This is a genomic window from Caulobacter sp. AVps16, assembly GCF_058681455.1.
This window is the reverse complement of sequence record NZ_CM178739.1, coordinates 39,623-60,173: the sequence shown is the minus strand read 5'-3', so window position 1 is coordinate 60,173 and position 20,551 is coordinate 39,623. Positions and strand designations below refer to the sequence as shown.

Genomic DNA, 20,551 nt, shown 5'->3' with positions numbered 1-20,551 from the left:
AGTCGGGGGGTGTTGGAAGGCGCGGCCTTTGTGCCCAACATTAAAACCCGCTCTCCCCGGCGAAAGCCGGGGCCCAGATTCAGCCCGAATGTTTGGGGATGATGCGCCTTGGGCCTTGACCAAGCGCGCCCGTCTGTCCGGGTTCGATCTGGGCCCCGGCTTTCGCCGGGGAGAACGGAGTTGGGTCAGTAAGCGCAGTCGGTGAAGACCCGGCTGATGTCGCCCTGCCACTCGCCGTGATAGAGCGCCAGCAGGCGGTCGGCGCGGGTCAGGCCGCTGTCGGCGATCTCTTCCAGCTCGCCCATATAGATGGTCTCGTCGAGGAACCCGCCGTTCATGTGGGCCCGGCCCTTCAGGCCCGACTTGGCGATGGCGACGAAATCCTTCGCCACGTCCTGGGCGGTGCGCCCGGCGATCGGGGCCTTGAGACCCAGAACCGGCACGTCGCGGCGCAGCTGGGCGCGGTCTTCCGGCGTCCAGTCCTTGCAGAGGTCCCAGGCGGCGGCCAGGGCAGCATCGTCATAGAAGACGCCGGTCCACAGGGCCGGAAGGGCGCAGAGGCTGCTCCAGGGGCCGGCATCGGCCCCGCGCATTTCCAGATAGGTCTTCAGGCGGACTTCCGGGAACAGGGTCGTGGTGTGGTCGGCCCAGTCCTTGATCGAGGCGCGCTCGCCCGGCAGTTCCTCGATCTTGCCGTCGATGAAGTCGCGGAAGCTGCGCCCGGCCAGGTCGATATATTTGTGGCCACGCTTGGCGAAATACATCGGCACGTCCAGGGCGTAGCGGGCATAGCGCTCGAAATCGAAGCCGTCCTCGAAGACGAAATCCAGCAGGCCTGTGCGGTCGGCGTCGGTGTCGGTCCAGACATTGGCGCGGGCCGAGAGAAAGCCGTTCGTCCTTCCTTCCGTGAACGGAGAATTGGCGAACAGGGCCGTGGCGATCGGCTGCAGGGCCAGGCTCATGCGGAACTTGGCGACCATGTCGGCTTCGCTGGAGAAGTCGAGATTGGCCTGCACCGTGCAGGTGCGCAGCATCATGTCGAGGCCGAGACCCCCGACCTTGGGCATGTAGTTGCGCATGATGACGTACCGGCCCTTGGGCATGATCGGCACGTCTTCACGCTTCCAGACCGGCGAGAAGCCCAGGCCCATGAAGCCCAGACCGAGCTCGTCGGCGACGGTCTTGACCTCGTCGAGGTGCTGGCCGGTCTCCTGGCAGATATCGTGCATGGTCAGCAGGGGCGCGCCGCTGAGCTCGAACTGGCCGCCGGGTTCGAGGCTGACATTGGCCCCGTTGCGCTCCAGCCCGATGATGACCTCGCCCTCCATGACCGGCGTCCAGCCGAAGCGCTGAAGACCGGTCAGCAGGGCGTGGATACCCTTGTCGCCCTCATAGGGGACGGGGGCGTGGCTGCCGAGATAGTAGCCGAACTTCTCGTGCTCGGCCCCCACGCGGAAGGCCTCCTTCGGCTTGGATCCCGAAGCGAAATAGGCGGTCAGATCGTCGAGCGTCAGAGGACGCTCCTGCAGGCTAGCGGTGTCGGCCATGAGCCGTCTCTCCCCAAGGTCCCATGCGCATAGAGTTGGGAGAGGCCCCTCCCCCCGACCTGCCGCGTATTCGTAAAGCGCAATTGGGCGTTTTTTTAGAGAACCTCAAGAGGGCGCCGTTGCTTTAGCCTTCCCGCCAGTCGCCGACCGCCGCCTGCCAGAGGGTCAGGGCAGCGATCGCAGCGGTATCGGCGCGCAGGATGCGGGGCCCCAGTGACACCGGTATGACGAAGGGCAGAGCCCTCAGGGCCTCGCGCTCCTCGGGCGAAAAGCCGCCTTCCGGGCCGATCAGGATGGCGGCCGGAGCCTGGCTGCCGGCCAGGGCCTGGAAGGCCGGACGGGTATCGCCCCCCTCGTCGCAGAACACGAGGCGGCGGGCGGGATCCCAGCCGTCGAGGATCTCGGCCAGTTTCTGCGGATCATCGACGGTCGGCACGTCCAGGCGGCCGGTCTGCTCGGCGGCCTCCATGGCGATGGCATCGAGACGGCCCAGCTTGACGAAATCGACATTGGTTCGTCGGGTCACCGCCAGCCGCACCCGGCGCACGCCCAGCTCGGCGGCCTTTTCGACAATGGTCTCGACCCGGCCGCGCTTGACCAGGGCAATGACCAGGTCAAGGTCCGGGCCCAGGGCCATGGGGCGGACCTGCGCGTCGACCTTCAGCAGCGAGCCGCGCTTGCCGGTTTCGGTCAGGGTGGCGGTCCACTCGCCGTCGCGGCCGTTGAACAGCAGTACCTGGGCCCCGATCGCCTGGCGCATCACCGAGCTCAGATAGCGCGACTGGTCGAGGGTCAGGATGACGCCGTAGCCGGGGGCCAGGTCCTGGGGAACAAAAAGACGGATCATGGGCTCCTTCTAGCGCAACTCGATGATCTGGCGGTAGGCTCCCCCCATGACCAAGTCCGCAGACTACGACGAAGAACTGGCGACCCTGCAACTGGCGCTGATCCGGCTGCAGCAGAAGGCCATCAAGGACGGCTGGAAGATCCTGACCGTCTTCGAGGGGCGCGACGCCGCCGGCAAGGACGGGGCGATCACCCGCATCGTCGAGCACCTGTCGCGCCGCAACACCATCGTGGCCGCCCTGCCCAAGCCCTCCGACCGCGAGCGCAGCGAATGGTATTTCCAGCGCTATGTCGAATGGCTGCCGGCCTCGGGCGAGGCGGTGCTGTTCAACCGCTCCTGGTACAATCGCGGCGGCGTCGAGCCGGTCATGGGCTTCTGCACGCCCGAGCAGCACGCCCAGTTCCTGAACGATGTGCCCGCGTTCGAGAAGATGCTGGTCGATAGCGGTATGCGCTACGCCAAGTTCTGGCTGGATATCGGCCGCGACACCCAGGCCGAGCGGCTGAAGGCCCGGTCCGAGGATCCGCTGAAGGCGTTCAAGATCAGCCCGCTCGACGCCGTGGCCCAGGCCAAGTGGGACGACTATACCGCCGCCCGCGACGAGATGCTGACCCGCACCCACTCCGAGGCCGCCCCGTGGATCTGCGTCCGCGCCGACCACAAGAAGGCCGCGCGCCTCAATATCATCCGCTGGCTGCTGCACGCGGTCGGGGAAAAGAAGCTGCTGAAGGGCGTCGCCAAGCCCGACCCCGAGGTGATCTTCCCGTTCGAGGTCTCAGCCCTCAGCGACGGGCGCCTGGCGCGGTAGCGACCCTTGAATCCCTCTCTCAAAGAGAGAGGGATTCCTTAGCGCCGCTTCCGCCCGGCCCGCTCTGCGGCGAGCTCGAGGTTCTGCACCACCCGGTACTGGACGATCTCTCGCACCAGGGCCTCGGGCAGGGGCTTGTCCGGCTGAAATCGGATCGTACCCTTGCTGATATCGAAGTCGGCCAACTGCTCGGCGAAATGGCTGATCACCGATCCCGCATAGAGGGAGCAGTGTCTGGCCGCCGCGCCGAAATGCACCAGATTGCCGTGCAGCTTGAAGGTGGGCAGGCCGTAGCTGATCGCTTCCTCCGCATCCGGCACGACCGCGCGGATCTGGCGGCGCAGGGCCTCGAGCGCGGCGCGCTGGTCATCCGGCAGATCGGCCAGATAGGCCTCGGTTGAGACGGCGGCGGGTTTCACGGGCGGCCCCTCCCTGCGGGCCCTATTTCACGCCGTACAGCGCCATGACGTCCTTACGGAAGGCCGCCCCGCTGTCGGGCCGACTGTAGAACATGTGGCCGCCCGGATAGTTGGACAGGGTCACGCGGCCGGCCACCGTGGCGGGCATGGCGTCGACGATCAGGCGCGAGGCGAAGAACGGGCACGACAGGTCGTTATAGCCGTGGACGATCAGCACCTTCAGCTTGGGGTCGACCGAGACGATCTTGCGCAGGTCGGTCACCGACTCGGTGTCGGGACCGCGACCGCGATCCCAGTTGCGGTTCACGACGTCGGACAGGGCGTCATAGCGCACGTCCGGCTTCCAGCCGACGATGCGGGTGGTGAAGTCGACGATGGCGCTGGTGGTCGGGGCGATGATCGAGTCAAGGATCGGGTCCTGGGTTTCCTGCTCCGGCGCGAAGGGGAAGGGGTCCAGAGCGGTGACATTGCTGTCGTAACGGCTGCCCAGACGCCCCTTGTCGCGGAACACCTCGCGCAGGAAGGACTGGGTCTCCAGCCGCCCGCCGGCCCGGCGCACATAGTTGGGATCAAGGCCGGTCATGGCCGAGACCTTGGACGTCAGGCGATCCAGGGCGGCGGGGTCGCTGCCCTTCATCAGGTCGACCATATATTCGCCGCGCGTATAGTCCTCGACGGCCTTGATGCTCTCGGGGGTCAGCTTGCCGTCACGCTCCAGCTTGGCGGCGGCGATCGAGGGCAGGGTCCACATCGACGGCAGGGGCGAGATCTCCTGGCCCTGGCGACCGGCGCTGGTCAGCAGGGGCGAGACCAGCACCACGCCCTTCACCGCCACGCCCAGATCGGTCTGCAGGGTGTAGGCCAGGCGCGGGCCCCGGAAGCCGCCATAGCTTTCGCCGACGATGTATTTCGGCGAGGCCAGCCGCTCGGTCTTGACCAGATAGTCAAAGACGATGCGCGACAGATAGTCGATGTCCTGCTTGACGCCGTAGAAGCGCTTCTTGGTCTCTTCCTCGGAGGTCAGGCTGCGCGAGAAGCCGGTGCCGACCGGGTCGATGAAGACGATGTCGGTGAAGTCCATCCAGCTGGCGGGATTGTCTTCCAGCTTCACATTGGCCGACGGGCTGTCGCCCTCGGCGCCGAACTGCACGCGTTTGGGACCCAGGGCGAAGTTCAGATAGACGCTGGCCGCGCCCGGACCGCCGTTGAAGGCGAAGGTGATCGGACGGTTCGGATCGCGCGGGCCGTCCAGGGTGTAGGCGGTGAAGACCACCTCGGCGATCTTCTTGCCCTTCTCGTCGCGCACCGGCATGGCCCCGACCGTAGCGGTATAGGCGATGGCCTTGCCGCCGACGGTCGTGGTCTGCTTGACCGACTTGTCGGCCGGGAACGGGGTCAGGTCACTGGCGGCCGGCTTGTCGCCGGAGGGCTTGGCCTCCTGGGCGAAAACCCCGCCAGAACCGCTGACGGCCGCCGCCAGAACCAGGGCCGCAAGCCCCGCCTTGAATGAGTTTCGCATCGCTTCCCCCGGACTGAAGCGCAAATTGCTAGTGTATCCGCGCCGGCTTCACAACGGCCGCGCGGCGTGGTCCTGTCGCCCAAACGGCGAGGACAAGGCCATGGACCTGACGGCATCCCCATCAGCCCGGACAACCACCGCCATCCGGCTGGGCGTCGGCTTCCTGCAGGGTCTCGCCCTCTTCCTGCTGCACCATGTCCAGACCGCCAAGCTCTGGCCCTCGACCGAGCCCCTGATCTTCGCGCCCCTCATGCTGGTGGCTGCCTTCGCGCCATTCGTGGTCCTGGCCGGGGTCGGGGCCCTGAAGCGCAGCAGCCTGATCGTCTGGACCCTGGGGGCGGCGATCCTGACGGCTGGCCTGGCCTGGCACGGGGCCTGGCAGGGCGTTGACGGCGACAGGATGCCCGATGCGCCGGTCTTCCTGGCCATTGCCGCCGGCCTGTTCATCGCCCATCACCTGATCCAGCCGGCCCAGGCCGAACACCGCTGGGTGGCCGCCTATCCGGCCTATTTCGACATCACCTGGATGCACGGGGTGCAGCTGGCCCTGTCGGTCGCCTTCACCGGGGCCTTCTGGATCCTGCTGTTTCTGGGTTCGTCCCTGTTCAAGCTGATCGGCATCGAGGCCTTTCAGAAACTGATCAGCGAAGAGGCCTTCGCCTATCCGGCCACCACGGTGATGTTCGCCGCCGCCGTGCAGCTGACCGATGTACGCTCGAGCCTGGTGCGCGGGGTGCGGACCGTGGCCCTGACCCTGCTGGCCTGGCTGCTGCCCCTGATGACCCTGATCGCGGCCGGCTTCCTGGCCAGCCTGCCGTTCACCGGGCTGGAGCCCCTGTGGAAGACCAAGGCCGCCACTGCCCTGCTGCTGACCGCCGCCGCCCACCTGATCGTGCTGATCAATGCCGCCTATCAGGACGGCGAGGACGCCCCGCCCGTGGTCCTGAAATGGGCCGCGCGGATCGCCGGCCTGCTGCTGGTGCCGATCAGCCTGCTGGCCGCCTATGGCCTGGCCCTACGGATCGGCCAGTACGGCCTGACGCCCGAGCGGGTGTTCGCCGCCGCCTTCGTGGTGATCGCGGCCGGCTATGCCCTGGGCTATACGCTCGCCGCCGTGCGACCGGGCGCCTGGATGAAGGCGCTGGAAAAGACCAACGTGGCTCAGGCCTTTGTGGCCATCGCCCTGATCCTGGCCCTGTTCACGCCGCTGGCCGATCCGGCCCGGCTGTCGGTGCAGGATCAGGTGGGGCGGCTGGAGCGGGGGACGGTCAAGGCCGAGGCGTTTGACTTCCAGTTCCTGCGCTTTGACAGCGGGCGGTATGGCAAGGCGGCGCTGGAGCGGCTGAAGACCAGCCAGGACGCGGCGATCGCCAGGCTGGCGCGGGAGGCTTCGGCGCAGACGGAGAAGACGCCGCCAAAGCCTGAAAAACCTGACCTCTCCAAGATCAAGGTCTTTCCTACGGGCGCGAACCTGCCCGCGTCGTTCGCGGGGCAGGCCTGGGGCGTTGAGTCGGGCTCTTCATGCCTTTATTCAGGGTCTGAATGTCTGGCGCTTCTGCTCGATACGGATGGCGATCAGACCGACGAGGTTCTGCTGGCAGCGGGCAACGCGTTCGACATCTTCAAATCGGTGGATGGACGCTGGCGAAAGGTCGCGGAGACCCAGGCAGGATGTCAGTCGGCGGCGCTTGATGCCGCGCTCAAGAAGGGCCCGATACGGATGTCGGAGCCGGTGCAGCGCCGCGACCTTCTGGTGGGCGACCTGCGCCTGACCCTCACACCGGCCGGGCCGGGTTGCGCGTTCTAGGGGCGGCCAGAACTTGCCCCCTCCGCGCCTGCGGCGCTCCTCCCCCGGAGGGGGAAGATGGGGTCGGCGCACTTCATCTTCCCCCTCCGGGGGAAGACGATCGCGAAGCGATCCATAGGGGGCAAGTGGCCTAACCCACCCCCTCGCTCACCGCATTCAGCCGCGCATAGACCCCGCCCTTGGCCTTGAGCTCGGCATGGCGGCCTTCCTCGACCACCCGGCCCTTCTGGAACACCAGGATGCGGTCGGCCCCGCGCACGGTCGACAGGCGGTGGGCGATGACGATGGTGGTGCGGCCGGCCATCAGGGCCTCGGCAGCGACCTGGACCTCGGCCTCGGTCTCGACATCCAGCGACGAGGTCGCCTCGTCCAGCACCAGGATCGGGGCGTCGGCCAGGAAGGCGCGGGCTATGGCCACGCGCTGGCGCTCGCCGCCCGACAGCTTGACGCCCCGCTCGCCGACCAGGGTGTCATACCCGTTGGGCAGTTTCAGGATGAAGTCGTGGGCATGGGCCTTGGCCGCCGCCGCCTCGATCTCCTCGCGCGTGGCGTCGGGTTTGCCATAGGCGATGTTCTCCGACAGCGTGCGGTGGAACAGGGCCGGGTCCTGGGGCACCACGGCGATGGCCCGGCGCAGGGAGCCTTGCGTCACGGCCGCCACATCCTGACCGTCGATGACGACCCGGCCGCCCTGCAGGTCGTGCAGGCGCTGGATCAGCTTGACGAAGGTCGACTTGCCCGAGCCCGTCGGCCCGACCAGGGCCACCCGCTCGCCCGGCGCGATGGTCAGTGAAAAGGCATCGTAAAGCGGCGCACCGGCCGCCTTGTAGCGGAAGGTGACGTCCTCGAAGGCAATGGCCCCCGGGCCGGCCTTGAACGCCGGGGCATCCGGGGCGTCGGCGATCTGGGGCGGCAGGCGCTCCCAGGCGGCGACGTCCTCGGCATCGTCCAGGCCCTTCTGCAGCATGCGGATGTTTTCACCGAGATTGCGCAGATAACCGCTCATCAGCATGAAGGCGGTGATGGCGAAGGCCACGTCGCCGGGCGTGGCTGTGCCCTGGCTCCAGCCCCAGACCATCGAGCCGGTCAGCCCGGCCTGCAGCACCACCAGCAGCAGGTTCTGGCCCAGCCAGACATCGGTGAAGCGGTTCCAGGTCACCATGACCGCATCGCGCCACTGGGCGGTGACGGCGGCGATGCGGGCGGTCTCGCGGGCTTCGGCCCCGAAGCTCTTGACGGTGGGGTTGGAGGTCACGGCATCGGCCAGGGCCCCGCCGATCTTCGAATCTAGGGCATTGGAGCGCAGATTGCTGGGCCGGACATAGCGCTCGGTGATGATCAGGTTGGCCCCCAGATAGGCCGCCACCACCACCAGGGAGACCACGCCGGCCAGGGGCTGGCGAAACAGCATCATGGTCGACAGGCCGATCAGCACGATGATCCCCGGCCCCAGCCAGATGGTCACGGCGTCGGTGACGGCGTCATAGCCCCACATGGCCCGGGTCAGCTTGCGGACCGTGGCCCCGGCGAAGCTGTCGGCATGCCAGTCGGACGAGAAGGCCTGCACCCTGGCAAAGCCCTCATTGGTCATCTCTTCCATGTTGCGGGCGGCCAGCGGGATCCAGAACCGGTGCGAGATGTTGCGCACCACCGCGAAGGCGAAATAGACGCCGACGAACATCCACAGGGCCGACCAGGCCGACGGGTCGCCGCGCGGCTTTTCGACCACCGTGTCGATCAGGTGTCCCGAGGCATAGGGCAGGGCGAGGTCGAAGGCCACCGCCAGCAGGGTCAGGCCGACGCCCAGGCCGAACAGCACGGGCCGCCGCTTCCAGAACCGGGTGACGAAACCCAGCACCTGGCCGTTGGACAGCACCCGCTTGCGGCCACCCGCCTCGTCTTCGTCGTCGAAAAGGTCGCTCATGATGCGGGGCTAGATAGGCGGTTTTTCATCCCTCTCCTATGGGCGAGGGTTTCTCGAAAACGGCCGCCAGCGCAGGAAGCCTATAATCGCCGGTCCCACCACCGGCGTGCGGAGCAGGGGGCGCACCACCAGGGGCCGGGTCTTGAGGAAACAGACCACCGCCCCGATCCAGAACACCGTGGTCGGCATGCCGGGCACCACGATGCCCACCGCGCCGGTGGCGACCAGGGCCCCGCCCAGACCGTCCAGAGCCCAGCGCTCGGCCCGGGTCAGGCGGCGGCGGGCTTTGCGATCGGTCGGGAGTTGAGCCGTCATCGCCAAAACACTATCGCTCAAACTCAGCCCCGTCATTCCCGCCCTTGTGGTGCCCCCTCTGTCCGCCCCCTGTGCGGTGCCCGGCACGGCCGGACGGCGCAAACGCCCGATCGAAGGGTCGGGGAGAGCGGCGGGCGGGAACAAGCCGCCCTCCCCACGCCGTCGAACCGTCCGGTGCGGACTATGCGGCGGCGATCGCCGCAGGATCGAAGGTGATCCCGAGCCTTTGGGCGACGCCGGCGGCATAGGCCGGATCGGCGCGGTGGAAATGGACCAGCTGGCGCGTCTGGATCTCGACCGGCACGCCGTGCATGGCGGCGGCGATATTGTCGAACAGCTGGCCCTGCTGGTCGGCGTTCATCAGGCGGAACAGGTCGCCCGGCTGGGTATAGTCGTCGCTGATCCCGCGATGGTCGAAGCGGTCGGCGTCACCGGACAGCGGCAGGGCCGGCTCGGCAAAGCGCCTGTCTTCCACCGGACCGCCGAATGAGTTGGGCTCGTACCAGGCATTGGTGCGCGGGGGCGCATCGAAGCGCATCGCGCCGTCGGCGTGCTGGTGGTTGACCGGGCAGCGCGGACGGTTGACCGGCAGGGCCTCGTAGTGGGTGCCGATCCGGTAGCGGTGGGCATCGGCATAGGCGAAGATCCGCGCCTGCAGCACCTTGTCCGGCGAGAAGCCGATGCCCGGCACGATGTTGGAGGGCGAGAACGACGACTGCTCGATCTCGGCAAAATAGTTGTCGGCATTGCGGTTCAGCTCGACGATGCCGACCTCGATCAGCGGATAGTCCGCATGCGGCCAGACCTTGGTCAGGTCGAAGGGGTTCCAGCGGAAGGTCTCCGCTTGAGCTTCGGTCATCACCTGGATGCAGAACCTCCAGCGCGGGAAGTCGCCGGCCTCGATGGCCTCGAACAGGTCGCGCTGGGCGCTCTCGCGGTCGTTGGCGATGACGGCATTGCCCTCGGCATTGGTCCAGGTCCGGATGCCCTGCATCGACTTGAAGTGGAACTTCACCCACACCCGCTCATTGGCCTCGTTGAAGAACGAATAGGTGTGGCTGCCGAAGCCATGCATGAACCGGAAGCCCTGGGGCAGGCCGCGATCACTGAACAGGGTGGTCACCTGGTGCAGGCTTTCAGGGCTCAGCGACCAGTAGTCCCACATGGCCGTCGGCGAGCGCAGATTGGTCACCGGGTGGCGTTTCTGGGTGCGGATGAAGTCGGGGAACTTCATCGGATCGCGGACAAAGAACACGGGGGTGTTGTTGCCCACCATGTCCCAGTTGCCCTCCTCGGTGTAGGCCTTGATCGAGAAGCCGCGCACGTCGCGCTCGGCGTCGGCCGCGCCACGCTCGCCGGCCACGGTCGAGAAACGCATCAGGATCTCGGTCTGCTTGCCGACCTCCGACAGGAACCTGGCCTTGGTCCAGCGGGTGACGTCCTGGGTCACGGTCAGGGTGCCATAGGCCCCCGAGCCCTTGGCGTGGACGACGCGCTCGGGCACGCGCTCGCGGTTCTGGTGGGCCAGCTTTTCCAGCAGCTGATAGTCCTGCATCAGCAGGGGCCCGCGCGGACCGGCGCTGAGCGAATTCTGATTGTCGGCGATGGGCGCGCCGGCTGTGGTGGTCAGGAACTTGTCGGTCATTTGGGCCTCCGGCTTGTGTGGGTCCACCGTGGGGAACACGCTGACATAAATCCAATTGATCGTTTTTCGTTCCCGTATCGACTGAGGCTATGCATGGCACGGCCCGCGCGGGATCGACTTTCCGCTCGGCCATAAGCTCGCTAAGCCTTGGCCATGACCGCCTCCGCCATCCTGCCCGACGCCGCCGCGACCAACTGGGTCGACCGCCATGCGCCCCCGGCCCTGCGCCCGTGGTTGAAGCTGGGACGCTTTGACCGGCCGGCCGGGATCTGGCTGCTGATGCTGCCCGGCTGGCAGGGCATCGCCCTGGCCGGGGCCGAGAAGGGCCAATGGCCCAACCCCTTCCTGCTGGTCGCCTTCTTCGTCGGCGCGGCCCTGATGCGGGCGGCCGGCTGCGCCTTCAACGACATCGTCGACCGCGACTTCGACGCCCAGGTCAGCCGCACGGCGATGCGGCCGATCCCGGCGGGACAGATCTCGGTGAAACAGGCCTGGGGCTTCGTGTTCGGCTGCTGCGGGGTCAGTTTCCTGATCCTGATCTGCCTGGGCTGGCTGGCCATCGGCCTCGGTGTGCTGTCCCTGGGCCTGGTCGCCGCCTATCCGTTCATGAAGCGCATCACCTGGTGGCCGCAGGCCTGGCTGGGCCTGACCTTCAACTGGGGCGTGCTGCTGGGCTATGCCGCCGCCACGGGTCATCTGAGCTGGACCGCCGGCCTGCTCTATGCCTCGGGCATCTTCTGGACCCTGGGCTATGACACCATCTACGCCATCCAGGACATCGAGGACGACGCCCTGGCCGGGGTGAAGTCCTCGGCCCGGCGGCTCGGCGACAGGGCCCAGTACGGGGTTGCGGGCTTCTATGCCGCCGCCTTTGTCATGGCCATGGCCGCCGCCTGGCTCGGCGGTCTGGGAGCCCTGTTCCTGCCGCTGGCCGCCCTTTTCGCCGTGCATCTGTCCCGGCAGGCGGCAGCGGTGCGGATCGACGATCCGGTGGGGGCGCTGAAACTCTTCAAGTCCAACACCCTGGCGGGACTGGTGCTGTTCCTGGCCCTGGTGGCCGGGCTGTGGGCTCCGGAGACGCGGTTTTAGGGCCGTTCGGCCGCTGACGCCGCGTCATCCTTCAGGATCCGGCCCGGGTGTGAGACGGTGCCCAAATGGCCGTGGCTCCTCGCGTCAAACCCCTGGACCTGTTTACGCCCGAGGAATGGGCGAAGATCTCGGCGCGCTCGTCCTGGCGCGGGATCTGGATGGTGGTCCATGCCTGGGGGACGATCCTGCTGGCCGGGGCCCTGTTCGTGGCTTTCCCCAATCCCCTGACCTATGTCCTCGCCGTGATGATCATCGGCGCGCGGCAGCTGGGCCTGGCGATCCTGATGCACGAGGCGGCCCATGGCGGGCTGCACCCCAACCTCAGGCTCAATGACTGGCTGGGCGAGTGGCTGTGCGCCGCCCCGACCGGCGCCTCGCTGAAGAGCTATCGCCCCTATCACCTGACCCACCACAAATATGCCCAGCAGGCCGAGGATCCCGACCTGATCCTGTCGGCCCCGTTCCCGACCACGCGCGCCTCTCTGAACCGCAAGATCATCCGCGACCTGACCGGCCAGACCTTCTTCAAGCAGCGCTTCGGGCCCCTGCTCGGCAAGCTCAAGGGCTCAAAGGCCGGCGGTCAACCCAAGGGCACCATCTTCGCCGGCGAAATCGCCCGCCAGAAGCCGTTCCTGCTGTGGAACCTCGCCCTGCTCGTCGCCCTTTCGGCGGTCGGCCTGTGGTGGGCCTGGCTCGCCCTGTGGATCGTGCCAATGGCCACCTGGTTCCCGCTGGTCACCCGCCTGCGCAACATCGCCGAGCACGCCCTGGTGGCCCGCGACGAGCCCGACCCGTTCCGCCACGCCCGCACCACCAAGGCCAACGGGATCGAGCGCCTGCTGATCGCGCCCTACCAGGTCAATTTCCATGCCGAGCACCACATGTTCATGCACACCCCGTGCTGGAACCTGCCGCTGGCCCACCGGCTGCTGGAGCAGAAGGGTCTGACGGGCGGGATGCTGACGGCGCCGGGGTATCTGAGCGTGCTGAAGGAAGCGTCGAGCAAGCCTGTAGCCGCTGCCTAAAAACCTCGTCCTTCGACAAGCTCAGGATGAGGTTTTTTGCAGGCGCTAGAGTAGCCCTCATCCTGAGCCTGTCGAAGGACGAGGGCGGTTCCACTCGCATCGCTAGCCCGCCGATGCTCTAAGCGCCCCATGATCGACCAGACCCTGGAAGGCCGCCGCGCCTTCATTCTTGAGAACACACGCGTCCAGGCGCCGCCGCATGCGCCGGAGCTGGTCCTGCATCTGGCCGACGAGATCACCCCGATCTGGAAACTGACCGAGGAAGCCCTGGTCGAGATCGGACTGCCGCCGCCGTTCTGGGCCTTTGCCTGGGCGGGCGGTCAGGCCCTGGCGCGCTACATCCTCGATCACCCTGAGATCGTGGCCGGCAAGACCGTGGTCGACTTCGCCACCGGCTCGGGGATCGTGGCCATCGCGGCGATGAAGGCGGGGGCCAGGAGCGTGCTGGCCAATGACATCGACAGCTTCTGCCAGGCGGCGGTCAGCGTGAACGCAGAGGTCAACGGCGTCGAGATCGCCTTCACCGAGGCCAACCTGCTGGACGGCCCGCCGCCGGAGGCCGAGGTGCTGCTGGCCGGCGACATCTGCTACGAAAAGCCGATGGCCGAGGCGGTGATGGCCTGGCTGCGCCAGGGCCGCGCCTCTGGCTCCACCGTGCTGATCGGCGATCCCGGCCGCACCTATTTCCGCAAGGATGACCTGATCAGGCTGGCCGAATACCAGGTCGAGACCACCCGAGAACTGGAAGATTTCGCCGTCAAGCGCACCTGCGTCTGGACTCTGCCGTGACGGCATTTTAGAACAATAAGAGAACAACGAAAGCGCGATAGCCGAAAGTGGACGCCGGTTTCGGCGGCCATCGCGCGTCACACCAAGGAGGTCGCGACCATGCGCGAAGACGGCAAGATCGACTATATCGAGTGGCCCGCAACCGACCTGCCGGCCACCAAGGGCTTCTATCAGGCCGCCTTCGGCTGGGCCTTTACCGACTATGGCCCCGACTATGCCGCCTTCGCCGACCAAGGCACGGACGGCGGCTTCTGCACCCCGCAGGAAGGCTCGACCGACAAGCCGCTGGTGGTGCTGTACGCCCACGACATCGAGGCCATGGCCGCCAGGGTCACCGCCGCCGGCGGCGTGATCACCGCGCCGATCTTCAGCTTCCCGGGCGGGCGGCGGTTCCACTTCACCGACCCGTCGGGCAATGAGCTGGCGGTGTGGAGCGAGGGCTAGGCTTTAGCTCCTCCCCCTCTGGGGGCCTGTCGGCTGTGGCCCAAGACGCTGTCATTCCGGACGAGCGCCTAGCGCGAAGATCCGGGACCGACGCCTGAGCGCCGGGTTCCTGGTCGGTCCCGGATCTGCGCCCGGCTTCGCCGAGCTTGTCCGGGATGACAATTTCGAGACGCGGCTCATAGGCTCCAGCTCCCCCAAAGGGGAGCAGCTAAAAAACCGTCACACGCCGTCGCTAATGTCCGGCCCCGGAGTATTGGGGCCAGATCAGATGAGCGAGCGAAGCTGCGGCGACTGCGGGATGTGCTGCAAGGTGCTTCATATCAGCGAACTGCAGAAGGCTGCCGGCGTCTGGTGCGGCCACTTCAAGAAGGGCGGCGGCTGCGGCAATTACGAGGCCCGCCCCCAGGCCTGTCGGGGCTTCACCTGCCTGTGGCTGGACTCGGTGCGGCTCGACGACGCCTGGCGCCCCGATCGAGCCGGCTTCCTGATGTATCCCGACAAGGACGGCAAGCGCCTGAACGTCGTGGTCGACACCGGCAAGCCGACCGCCTGGAAGCGCGAACCCTACTATTCCAAGCTCAAAGCCATGTCGCAGCGAGCCTATGACGGCTACGAGCTGATGATCTGTATCGGCGACCGGCGGGTGGTGATGTTCCCGTCCGAGGATGTCGACCTGGGCGTGCTCAATCCCGACCACAAGGTGGTCAGCGGCTATGTCGAGCGCGACGGCGTCCAGGTGCCGTTCGCCATGGTGCTGAGCGACGCCACCGAAGCCTAGAACTTCGGGTGAAAGTCCCGCGGTGCCCAGCCGAAATCCCGCGTCGCATCGCCGCTGTCGAAGGTCAGGTCCACCCCCATCCGCGAGCCCATGGCTGCGGTGGCCCCGGGCAGGACCGGCGAGGCCAGCTTGAGCATGAGGCCAAACAGGGCCGGCGGCAGGGAGATCACCATGGGCGCGCGGCCCAGGCCCTCGAACACCCGCGTCGCCATCTGGCGATAGGTCAGGGTTTCCCCGCCGACCAGGTCATAGGCGCGGTTCTCGGCAGCGGCGGCCCCGGCTGCGGCCAGGGCGCCGGTGGCCAGGTCCCGGGCATGAACCGGCTGGCGCAGCCCCTCCCCCCGGCCCGACAGCGGCAGGACGCTAAAGCGGCGGATCAGGCCGGCCAGGCGGCTGACATTGCCGTCGCGGCCCTCGTCATAGATCAGGGTCGGCCGCAGGATCGTCCAGGCGATCCCGTGTTCGGCACAGAACTGCTCCACCGCCGCCTCGGCCCCGGCCAGACTCTCGGCGACGGCGCGCTCCTCGGGAACATCCGAGGCCTGCTTGGTGAAGCGGCTGGTCGAGGAAAAGGCCACCAGCCGGCTCATGCCCCGGGCTTTGAGAGCCGGCAGGGCAGCGGGCAGCAGCCAGATCGGTGACAGGGAAAACACCGTGCCCACCGGCGGCAGGCCGTCCGCCAGGTCCGGATCGGCGAGGTCGGCATCCAGCCAGCCGGCGTCCGTGGCCGGCGGTCGGCGGCTGACCGCGATCGGGTCGACCCCGACCGCCCGAAGGTCGGTCAGCAGGTGGCGGCCGATCAGGCTGGTCGCGCCCAGGACCAGGACCGGCGTCTTCAGGGTTTTCGAGACGTCCATGCTGTTTCTATAGTCGAGCCGGAGATCCGATCCCATGGCCATGACCTATGATGCCGTCCGCGCCTTCGCCTTTGCCCTGCCCGGCGTCGAGGACAGCACCGCCTATGGCCGCCCGTGCCTGAAGGCGCACGGCAAGTTCCTGACCCGCCTGATGGAAGACGGCGACAGCCTGGTCTGCCCCGGCGTGGGGTTCGACGAACGCGACATGCTGATGGAGGCCGAGCCGGCGACCTTTTACGTCACCGATCACTTCCGGAATTATCCCTATGTTCTTGTTCGTCTGTCACAGGTGCATCCCGGAACCGTTGAACGCCTGATCGAACGCCAATGGCGGGCCACGGCATCCAGGACGGTTCTGAAGGCCAGGGAACGTCAGACAGCGGAGACCGAATGAGACACTGGCGCATCCTGATCGCCGCCCTGGCCTGTTTCGGCCCGGCCCTGCAATATGGGCTGATGGTGCATGACGAGACCCTGGCCACGGGCCTGGTCAAGTCGGTCGAGTTCTTCAGCTACTTCACCATTCTCAGCAACCTGCTGGCGGCCGTGGTCCTGACCGCTCCCCTGGTCGCACCGACCTCGAAGGTGGCGGTGTGGGCCGAGCGATCGGCGACCCGGATCAGCGTGGCCGTCTATCTCAGCCTGACGGCGGGGATCTATCACACCCTGCTGGCCGGCCTGTGGGATCCCAAGGGCTGGCGTCTGGTCTCCGACATCATACTGCACAGCATCACCCCCGCGGCCTTCGTGATCGACTGGCTGCTGCGCGGCGGTCAGGGCGAGACCGGGCGGGCCACGGCGGCCAAGGCCCTGATCTTTCCGGCCCTGTACGGCGTCTGGACCCTAGGGCATGGCGCGACGTCGGGCTTCTACCCCTATCCGTTCTTCGACGTCGCCAAGCTCGGCTACCTGTCGGTCTTCGTCACCATGCTGGTCATGGCCGGCGGCTTCCTGTTGATCGCCCTGCTGTTCACGATGATCCACCAGGCCCGGGCCCGGCTGGCGACCGCTCGCGGCACGCCTCTCTCGGCCTGAGGGGCTGCAACGACCGGCCGATCCTCCCGGTCCGGAACAGGGCCGCCGCCAAAACCGCTTACACTTTGCGCCTTCAGGCTCTAGGTAAGGCTCAACCTGAGCATATCCTTGGGATGGTGAGGCAGATGGACGACGCGGGCGTCAGCTTGCAGGCGAAGATGATCGCGATGGGCGAGGCGGCCCGTGCGGGCGCGCGCGCCCTGCGTCTCGCCTCGGCCGAGCAGCGCACCGCCGCCCTCCAGGCCATGGCGAAGGCGATCCGCGAGGACGCCGCGCCGATCCTCGCCGCCAATGGCCGGGACATCGCACAGGCGAAGGCCAATGGCCTGTCGGGCCCCATGCTCGACCGCCTGCTGCTCGACGAGGCCCGGCTTGAAGCCATGGCCGCCGGGGTCGAGGTCGTCGCCGCCCTGGCCGATCCGCTCGGCGTGGCCACCGCACGCTGGACCCGCCCCAACGGCCTGGACATCGCCCGGGTGCGCACGCCGATCGGCGTGATCGCCATGATCTATGAGAGCCGGCCCAACGTCACCGCCGATGCTGCCGCCCTGTGCGTGCGCTCGGGCAATGCGGTGATCCTGCGCGGCGGCTCCGAATGCCTGGCCTCGAGCCTTGCCATCCACGCCGCCATCGTGCGCGGCCTGAAGGCCGCCGGCCTGCCCGCCAGCGCTGTCCAGGCGGTGGGAACGGCCGACCGCGCCGCCGTCGGTCACATCCTGGCCGGCCTGAACCGGGCGGTCGACCTGATCATCCCGCGCGGCGGCAAGAGCCTGGTCGCCCGCGTCCAGGCCGAAGCCCGGGCCCCGGTCCTGGGCCATCTGGAAGGCCTCAACCACGTCTTCGTCCACGCCGCCGCCGATCCCCGCAAGGCCGTCGAGATCGCGCTCAATGCCAAGATGCGGCGGGTTTCGGTCTGTGGCTCGGCGGAAACCCTGCTGGTCGATCGCGCCGTCGCCGACCGCCTGCTGCCTCTGCTGGCCGATGCCCTGATCAAGGCGGGCTGTGAACTGCGCGGCGACGCTGCCGCCCTGGTCATCGAGCCGACGATGAAGAAGGCCCAGGAGGCCGACTGGAGCACCGAATATCTGGCGCCGATCCTGTCGGTCGCCGTGGTCGACGGCGTGGCCGGTGCGGCGGCCCACATCGCCCGCTATGGCTCGGGCCATACCGACGCCATCGTCACGGAAGATGCCGCCGCCGCCGAGGCCTTTGCGGCCGAAGTCGACAGCGCCATCGTGCTGATCAATGCCTCCACCCAGTTTGCCGATGGCGGCGAGTTCGGCTTCGGGGCCGAGATCGGCATTGCCACTGACAAACTCCATGCCCGCGGTCCGGTCGGGGCCGAGCAACTGACGACATTCAAATATGTGGTTCGCGGGACCGGCCAGACTCGTCCCTGAGGCCGGTCGGCCCAACGCGCAGCGTCTCGGCTTCCACCTGGAAGCGGGCATGCGCGTCGGGCTGTTCGGCGGCAGCTTCAACCCGGCGCACGAGGGTCACGCCCACGTCGCCGAGACGGCCCTGCATCGCCTGAACCTCGACAAGGTGATCTGGCTGGTCTCGCCGCAGAATCCGCTGAAGTCGTCGGCCGAGACCCGCCCCCTGGCCGAGCGGCTGGCCGGGGCCCGGCTGCGGGCCCGGGGCAGTTCGATGATCGTCTCCGACGCCGAGACCCGCCTGGGCTCGCAATATACGATCGACACCCTGAGGGTGCTGCGGGCCCGCTATCCCGGCGTGAAGTTCGTCTGGGTGATGGGGGCCGACAGCCTGGCCACCTTCCATCGCTGGCGGGGCTGGACCCAGATCATGCGCGAGGTGCCGGTGGCGGTGATCTCGCGGCCCTGGGCGGCCCTGAAGTCACGGACCTCACCCGCCGCCCGCCGCTTTGCCCATGCCCGCAAGCCCGCCAGCGCCGCCGCGACCCTGCCCGACGCCACCGCCCCGGCCTGGGTCTATCTGACCGGACCGCTGAACTACGCTTCGTCCACCGCGATGCGCGAGCGGCAGAAGCGGGGCTAGAGCGCGGCCTGCTCGACGGTAATGTCGACACGGAAAGGCTTTTGGGTCCCCGTGTCCTGGCCAAAGGCGATCGCGGCCTCCTGCCCAGGCTTGACGATAAGTTTGGGATGAATCGCCTGACGGAAACCCGTGATCGAGGTGGCATCGATGCTCGAGCTCACACTCACGTCGGCATCCGGTCCCGGGCGGGCCACCAAGCTCACGCTGAAGCCATGCCCTTCGGCGTCACGGATCTCGACCTGGGCCGTTGCGCCGGCATGCACCTTCAGCCGCGGCTCCCCGACCAGACGATCGCCGTCGTGCAGCCTGATCGAGACGGAATAGACGGTCGCGGCTGGCTCGACAGCGTGCACGGGCACGGTGGCCATCGCACTCGCTAGAAGGCTCGCGCCCAACAGAAATCGCCCGCGCACGTCCACCCTCATGAATTGCGATTCGTCATAACTAAGCTGCTGCGGGAATCCCGACAAGGCCAGACGGGCGCAGCTTCATCTCTGACACAGGCAGGGGCCGGCGTGGCCAATTGGTCGCGGATTGCGACGGAATCCGGCGACGGCACGCACCCCCTCACCTTTTCGACTCATCCATGCTATGAGGAGAACCCGCGCGACCCCATAAGGAGTACTTCCGCTGCGTAGCGACCCCGCGCAAAGTGCGCACGAAGACACGGCAACCGCCGAGTCCTCGACCCAGAATCCAGACCTGAGTCTGGACCAGAGCATCAAGGCTCTCGAGACCCTGATCCTGTCACGCCTCGACGACGACAAGGCGCAGGACATCGTTCACATCGACCTGACGGACAAGAGCTCGGTGGCGGACAGCCTCATCGTGGCCTCTGGCCGTTCGCACCGTCACGTCGGCGCCCTGGCTGATCACATCATCCGGGCCCTGAAGGAAAATGGCTTCGGCAAGGCGCGGGTCGAAGGCCTGCCGCACTGCGACTGGGTGCTGATCGACGCCGGCGATGTGGTGGTTCACCTGTTCCGTCCCGAGGTGCGCAGCTTCTACAATATCGAGAAGATCTGGGCGATCGACGCCCCGCACCGGATCGCCGGCCCGGCGAACTGAGACTTTTAAGTCCGTCATCACCCGGTTTATCCGGGTGATGACGATCTAACCCATGAAGCTCACCATCCTCACCGTTGGCAAGCTTGGCCGAATGGTCGAGGCGCAGCTGGCGCTGGACTATATGTCCCGCGCCACGGCGTCCGGCCGTGCCCTGGCCCTGGGCCCGGCCGAGATCCTCGAGGTCGAGGCCCGCAAGCCCGGCAAGGCCGCCGAGGCCGAGGTCCTGCGTCCGCATCTGGAGGGGGCCCATGTCATCGCCTGTGACGAGCACGGCAAGGTCCGGACCAGCCGCGCCTTCGCCGAGCATATCGGCCGCCTGCGCGACGACGGCACCCGCAAGGTGGTGTTCCTGATCGGCGGGGCCGACGGTCTGGATCCCTCGATCCTGACCACCGCCAACGAAACCCTGGCCTTCGGACCCCAGACCTGGCCCCACGCCCTGGCCCGGGCCATGCTGGCCGAGCAGGTCTATCGCGCCGTCACCATCCTGGCGGGCTCGCCCTATCACCGCGACTAGGGGCTCGCGGCCATCGGTAGGGCCGGTTTCGGCGCCCTTTGAGTCCCAAGCCGAGACCAAGACGTCATCGCTTTCTTTGACGCCATGAGGACTGGGGTT

General features: G+C 67.4%; 22 protein-coding genes. 13 read left to right on the top strand and 9 right to left on the bottom strand.

Annotated features, from left to right (window positions below; genetic code table 11):
* Window positions 1-185: 185 nt before the first annotated feature.
* A complete protein-coding gene (locus ACW17U_RS00315; protein ID WP_492054394.1) occupies window positions 186-1,547 on the bottom strand; it encodes a glutamate--cysteine ligase in 1,362 nt (453 codons plus the stop codon).
* Between the two features lie 124 nt (window positions 1,548-1,671).
* Window positions 1,672-2,394: a 16S rRNA (uracil(1498)-N(3))-methyltransferase gene (locus tag ACW17U_RS00310; RefSeq protein ID WP_492054393.1), complete on the bottom strand. Its 723-nt coding sequence runs from the start codon at window positions 2,392-2,394 to the stop codon at window positions 1,672-1,674.
* 46 nt (window positions 2,395-2,440) lie between these two features.
* On the opposite strand from ACW17U_RS00310, the gene ppk2 reads away from it, so the two are divergent.
* Window positions 2,441-3,202: a polyphosphate kinase 2 gene (gene ppk2 / locus ACW17U_RS00305; RefSeq protein ID WP_492054392.1), complete on the top strand. Its 762-nt coding sequence runs from the start codon at window positions 2,441-2,443 to the stop codon at window positions 3,200-3,202.
* Between the two features lie 38 nt (window positions 3,203-3,240).
* On the opposite strand, the gene ACW17U_RS00300 is transcribed toward ppk2, so the two are convergent.
* A complete protein-coding gene (locus ACW17U_RS00300) occupies window positions 3,241-3,621 on the bottom strand; it encodes an iron chaperone (protein WP_492054391.1) in 381 nt (126 codons plus the stop codon).
* A 22-nt stretch (window positions 3,622-3,643) separates the two neighbouring features.
* The gene (locus tag ACW17U_RS00295; RefSeq protein ID WP_492054390.1) at window positions 3,644-5,140 is read right to left on the bottom strand and encodes a S10 family peptidase; all 1,497 of its coding nucleotides are present in this window, start codon (window positions 5,138-5,140) and stop codon (window positions 3,644-3,646) included.
* 100 nt (window positions 5,141-5,240) lie between these two features.
* On the opposite strand from ACW17U_RS00295, the gene ACW17U_RS00290 reads away from it, so the two are divergent.
* Window positions 5,241-6,947 (top strand): DUF4153 domain-containing protein, encoded by a 1,707-nt coding sequence (locus ACW17U_RS00290; protein ID WP_492054389.1) that lies wholly within the window; start codon window positions 5,241-5,243, stop codon window positions 6,945-6,947.
* Window positions 6,948-7,077: 130 nt separating this feature from the next.
* On the opposite strand, the gene ACW17U_RS00285 is transcribed toward ACW17U_RS00290, so the two are convergent.
* The 3 genes from ACW17U_RS00285 to ACW17U_RS00275 all read right to left on the bottom strand — a co-directional run bounded on the left by ACW17U_RS00285 (window position 7,078) and on the right by ACW17U_RS00275 (window position 10,831).
* On the bottom strand, window positions 7,078-8,871 hold the full coding sequence (locus tag ACW17U_RS00285; RefSeq protein ID WP_492054388.1) for an ABC transporter ATP-binding protein: 1,794 nt from the start codon (window positions 8,869-8,871) through the stop codon (window positions 7,078-7,080).
* Window positions 8,872-8,907: 36 nt separating this feature from the next.
* On the bottom strand, window positions 8,908-9,186 hold the full coding sequence (locus ACW17U_RS00280) for a DUF454 family protein (protein ID WP_062149948.1): 279 nt from the start codon (window positions 9,184-9,186) through the stop codon (window positions 8,908-8,910).
* A gap of 181 nt (window positions 9,187-9,367) precedes the next feature.
* The gene (locus ACW17U_RS00275; protein WP_492054387.1) at window positions 9,368-10,831 is read right to left on the bottom strand and encodes a catalase; all 1,464 of its coding nucleotides are present in this window, start codon (window positions 10,829-10,831) and stop codon (window positions 9,368-9,370) included.
* Window positions 10,832-10,984: 153 nt separating this feature from the next.
* On the opposite strand from ACW17U_RS00275, the gene ubiA reads away from it, so the two are divergent.
* From ubiA to ACW17U_RS00250, 5 genes are all read left to right on the top strand, one after another.
* On the top strand, window positions 10,985-11,920 hold the full coding sequence (gene ubiA, locus ACW17U_RS00270; RefSeq protein WP_492054386.1) for a 4-hydroxybenzoate octaprenyltransferase: 936 nt from the start codon (window positions 10,985-10,987) through the stop codon (window positions 11,918-11,920).
* A gap of 65 nt (window positions 11,921-11,985) precedes the next feature.
* Entirely contained in the window at window positions 11,986-12,945 is a 960-nt protein-coding gene (locus ACW17U_RS00265; protein WP_492054385.1) for a fatty acid desaturase family protein, read from the top strand.
* Window positions 12,946-13,074: 129 nt separating this feature from the next.
* The gene (locus tag ACW17U_RS00260) at window positions 13,075-13,734 is read left to right on the top strand and encodes a class I SAM-dependent methyltransferase (protein WP_492054384.1); all 660 of its coding nucleotides are present in this window, start codon (window positions 13,075-13,077) and stop codon (window positions 13,732-13,734) included.
* 99 nt (window positions 13,735-13,833) lie between these two features.
* Window positions 13,834-14,178 carry a VOC family protein gene (locus ACW17U_RS00255; protein ID WP_062149959.1) on the top strand — a complete coding sequence of 115 codons (345 nt, stop codon included), beginning with the start codon at window positions 13,834-13,836 and terminating at the stop codon, window positions 14,176-14,178.
* 268 nt (window positions 14,179-14,446) lie between these two features.
* Window positions 14,447-14,956: a CxxCxxCC domain-containing protein gene (locus ACW17U_RS00250; RefSeq protein WP_492054383.1), complete on the top strand. Its 510-nt coding sequence runs from the start codon at window positions 14,447-14,449 to the stop codon at window positions 14,954-14,956.
* Here the strand turns inward: ACW17U_RS00250 and ACW17U_RS00245 are convergent.
* Window positions 14,953-15,813, bottom strand: a complete 861-nt coding sequence (locus tag ACW17U_RS00245) for an NAD-dependent epimerase/dehydratase family protein (RefSeq protein ID WP_492054382.1) — start codon at window positions 15,811-15,813, stop codon at window positions 14,953-14,955. The genes ACW17U_RS00250 and ACW17U_RS00245 overlap by 4 nt on opposite strands.
* A gap of 34 nt (window positions 15,814-15,847) precedes the next feature.
* On the opposite strand from ACW17U_RS00245, the gene ACW17U_RS00240 reads away from it, so the two are divergent.
* From ACW17U_RS00240 to ACW17U_RS00225, 4 genes are all read left to right on the top strand, one after another.
* A complete protein-coding gene (locus ACW17U_RS00240; RefSeq protein ID WP_492054381.1) occupies window positions 15,848-16,207 on the top strand; it encodes an MmcQ/YjbR family DNA-binding protein in 360 nt (119 codons plus the stop codon).
* The gene (locus ACW17U_RS00235) at window positions 16,204-16,848 is read left to right on the top strand and encodes a Pr6Pr family membrane protein (RefSeq protein ID WP_492054380.1); all 645 of its coding nucleotides are present in this window, start codon (window positions 16,204-16,206) and stop codon (window positions 16,846-16,848) included. Before ACW17U_RS00240 ends, ACW17U_RS00235 begins: the two co-directional genes overlap by 4 nt.
* A gap of 125 nt (window positions 16,849-16,973) precedes the next feature.
* Window positions 16,974-18,248: a glutamate-5-semialdehyde dehydrogenase gene (locus ACW17U_RS00230; RefSeq protein WP_492054379.1), complete on the top strand. Its 1,275-nt coding sequence runs from the start codon at window positions 16,974-16,976 to the stop codon at window positions 18,246-18,248.
* Window positions 18,214-18,867 carry a nicotinate-nucleotide adenylyltransferase gene (locus ACW17U_RS00225; RefSeq protein ID WP_062149976.1) on the top strand — a complete coding sequence of 218 codons (654 nt, stop codon included), beginning with the start codon at window positions 18,214-18,216 and terminating at the stop codon, window positions 18,865-18,867. Before ACW17U_RS00230 ends, ACW17U_RS00225 begins: the two co-directional genes overlap by 35 nt.
* On the opposite strand, the gene ACW17U_RS00220 is transcribed toward ACW17U_RS00225, so the two are convergent.
* Complete coding sequence (locus tag ACW17U_RS00220) at window positions 18,864-19,235, bottom strand: hypothetical protein (protein WP_062149979.1); 372 nt, start codon at window positions 19,233-19,235, stop codon at window positions 18,864-18,866. The genes ACW17U_RS00225 and ACW17U_RS00220 overlap by 4 nt on opposite strands.
* 262 nt (window positions 19,236-19,497) lie before the next feature.
* On the opposite strand from ACW17U_RS00220, the gene rsfS reads away from it, so the two are divergent.
* Both rsfS and rlmH read left to right on the top strand, forming a co-directional pair.
* Window positions 19,498-19,935, top strand: coding sequence for a ribosome silencing factor (gene rsfS / locus ACW17U_RS00215; protein WP_166504366.1), 438 nt, complete (start codon window positions 19,498-19,500; stop codon window positions 19,933-19,935).
* A gap of 52 nt (window positions 19,936-19,987) precedes the next feature.
* The gene (gene rlmH / locus ACW17U_RS00210) at window positions 19,988-20,452 is read left to right on the top strand and encodes a 23S rRNA (pseudouridine(1915)-N(3))-methyltransferase RlmH (RefSeq protein WP_062149985.1); all 465 of its coding nucleotides are present in this window, start codon (window positions 19,988-19,990) and stop codon (window positions 20,450-20,452) included.
* The last annotated feature ends 99 nt before the right edge of the window (window positions 20,453-20,551 follow it).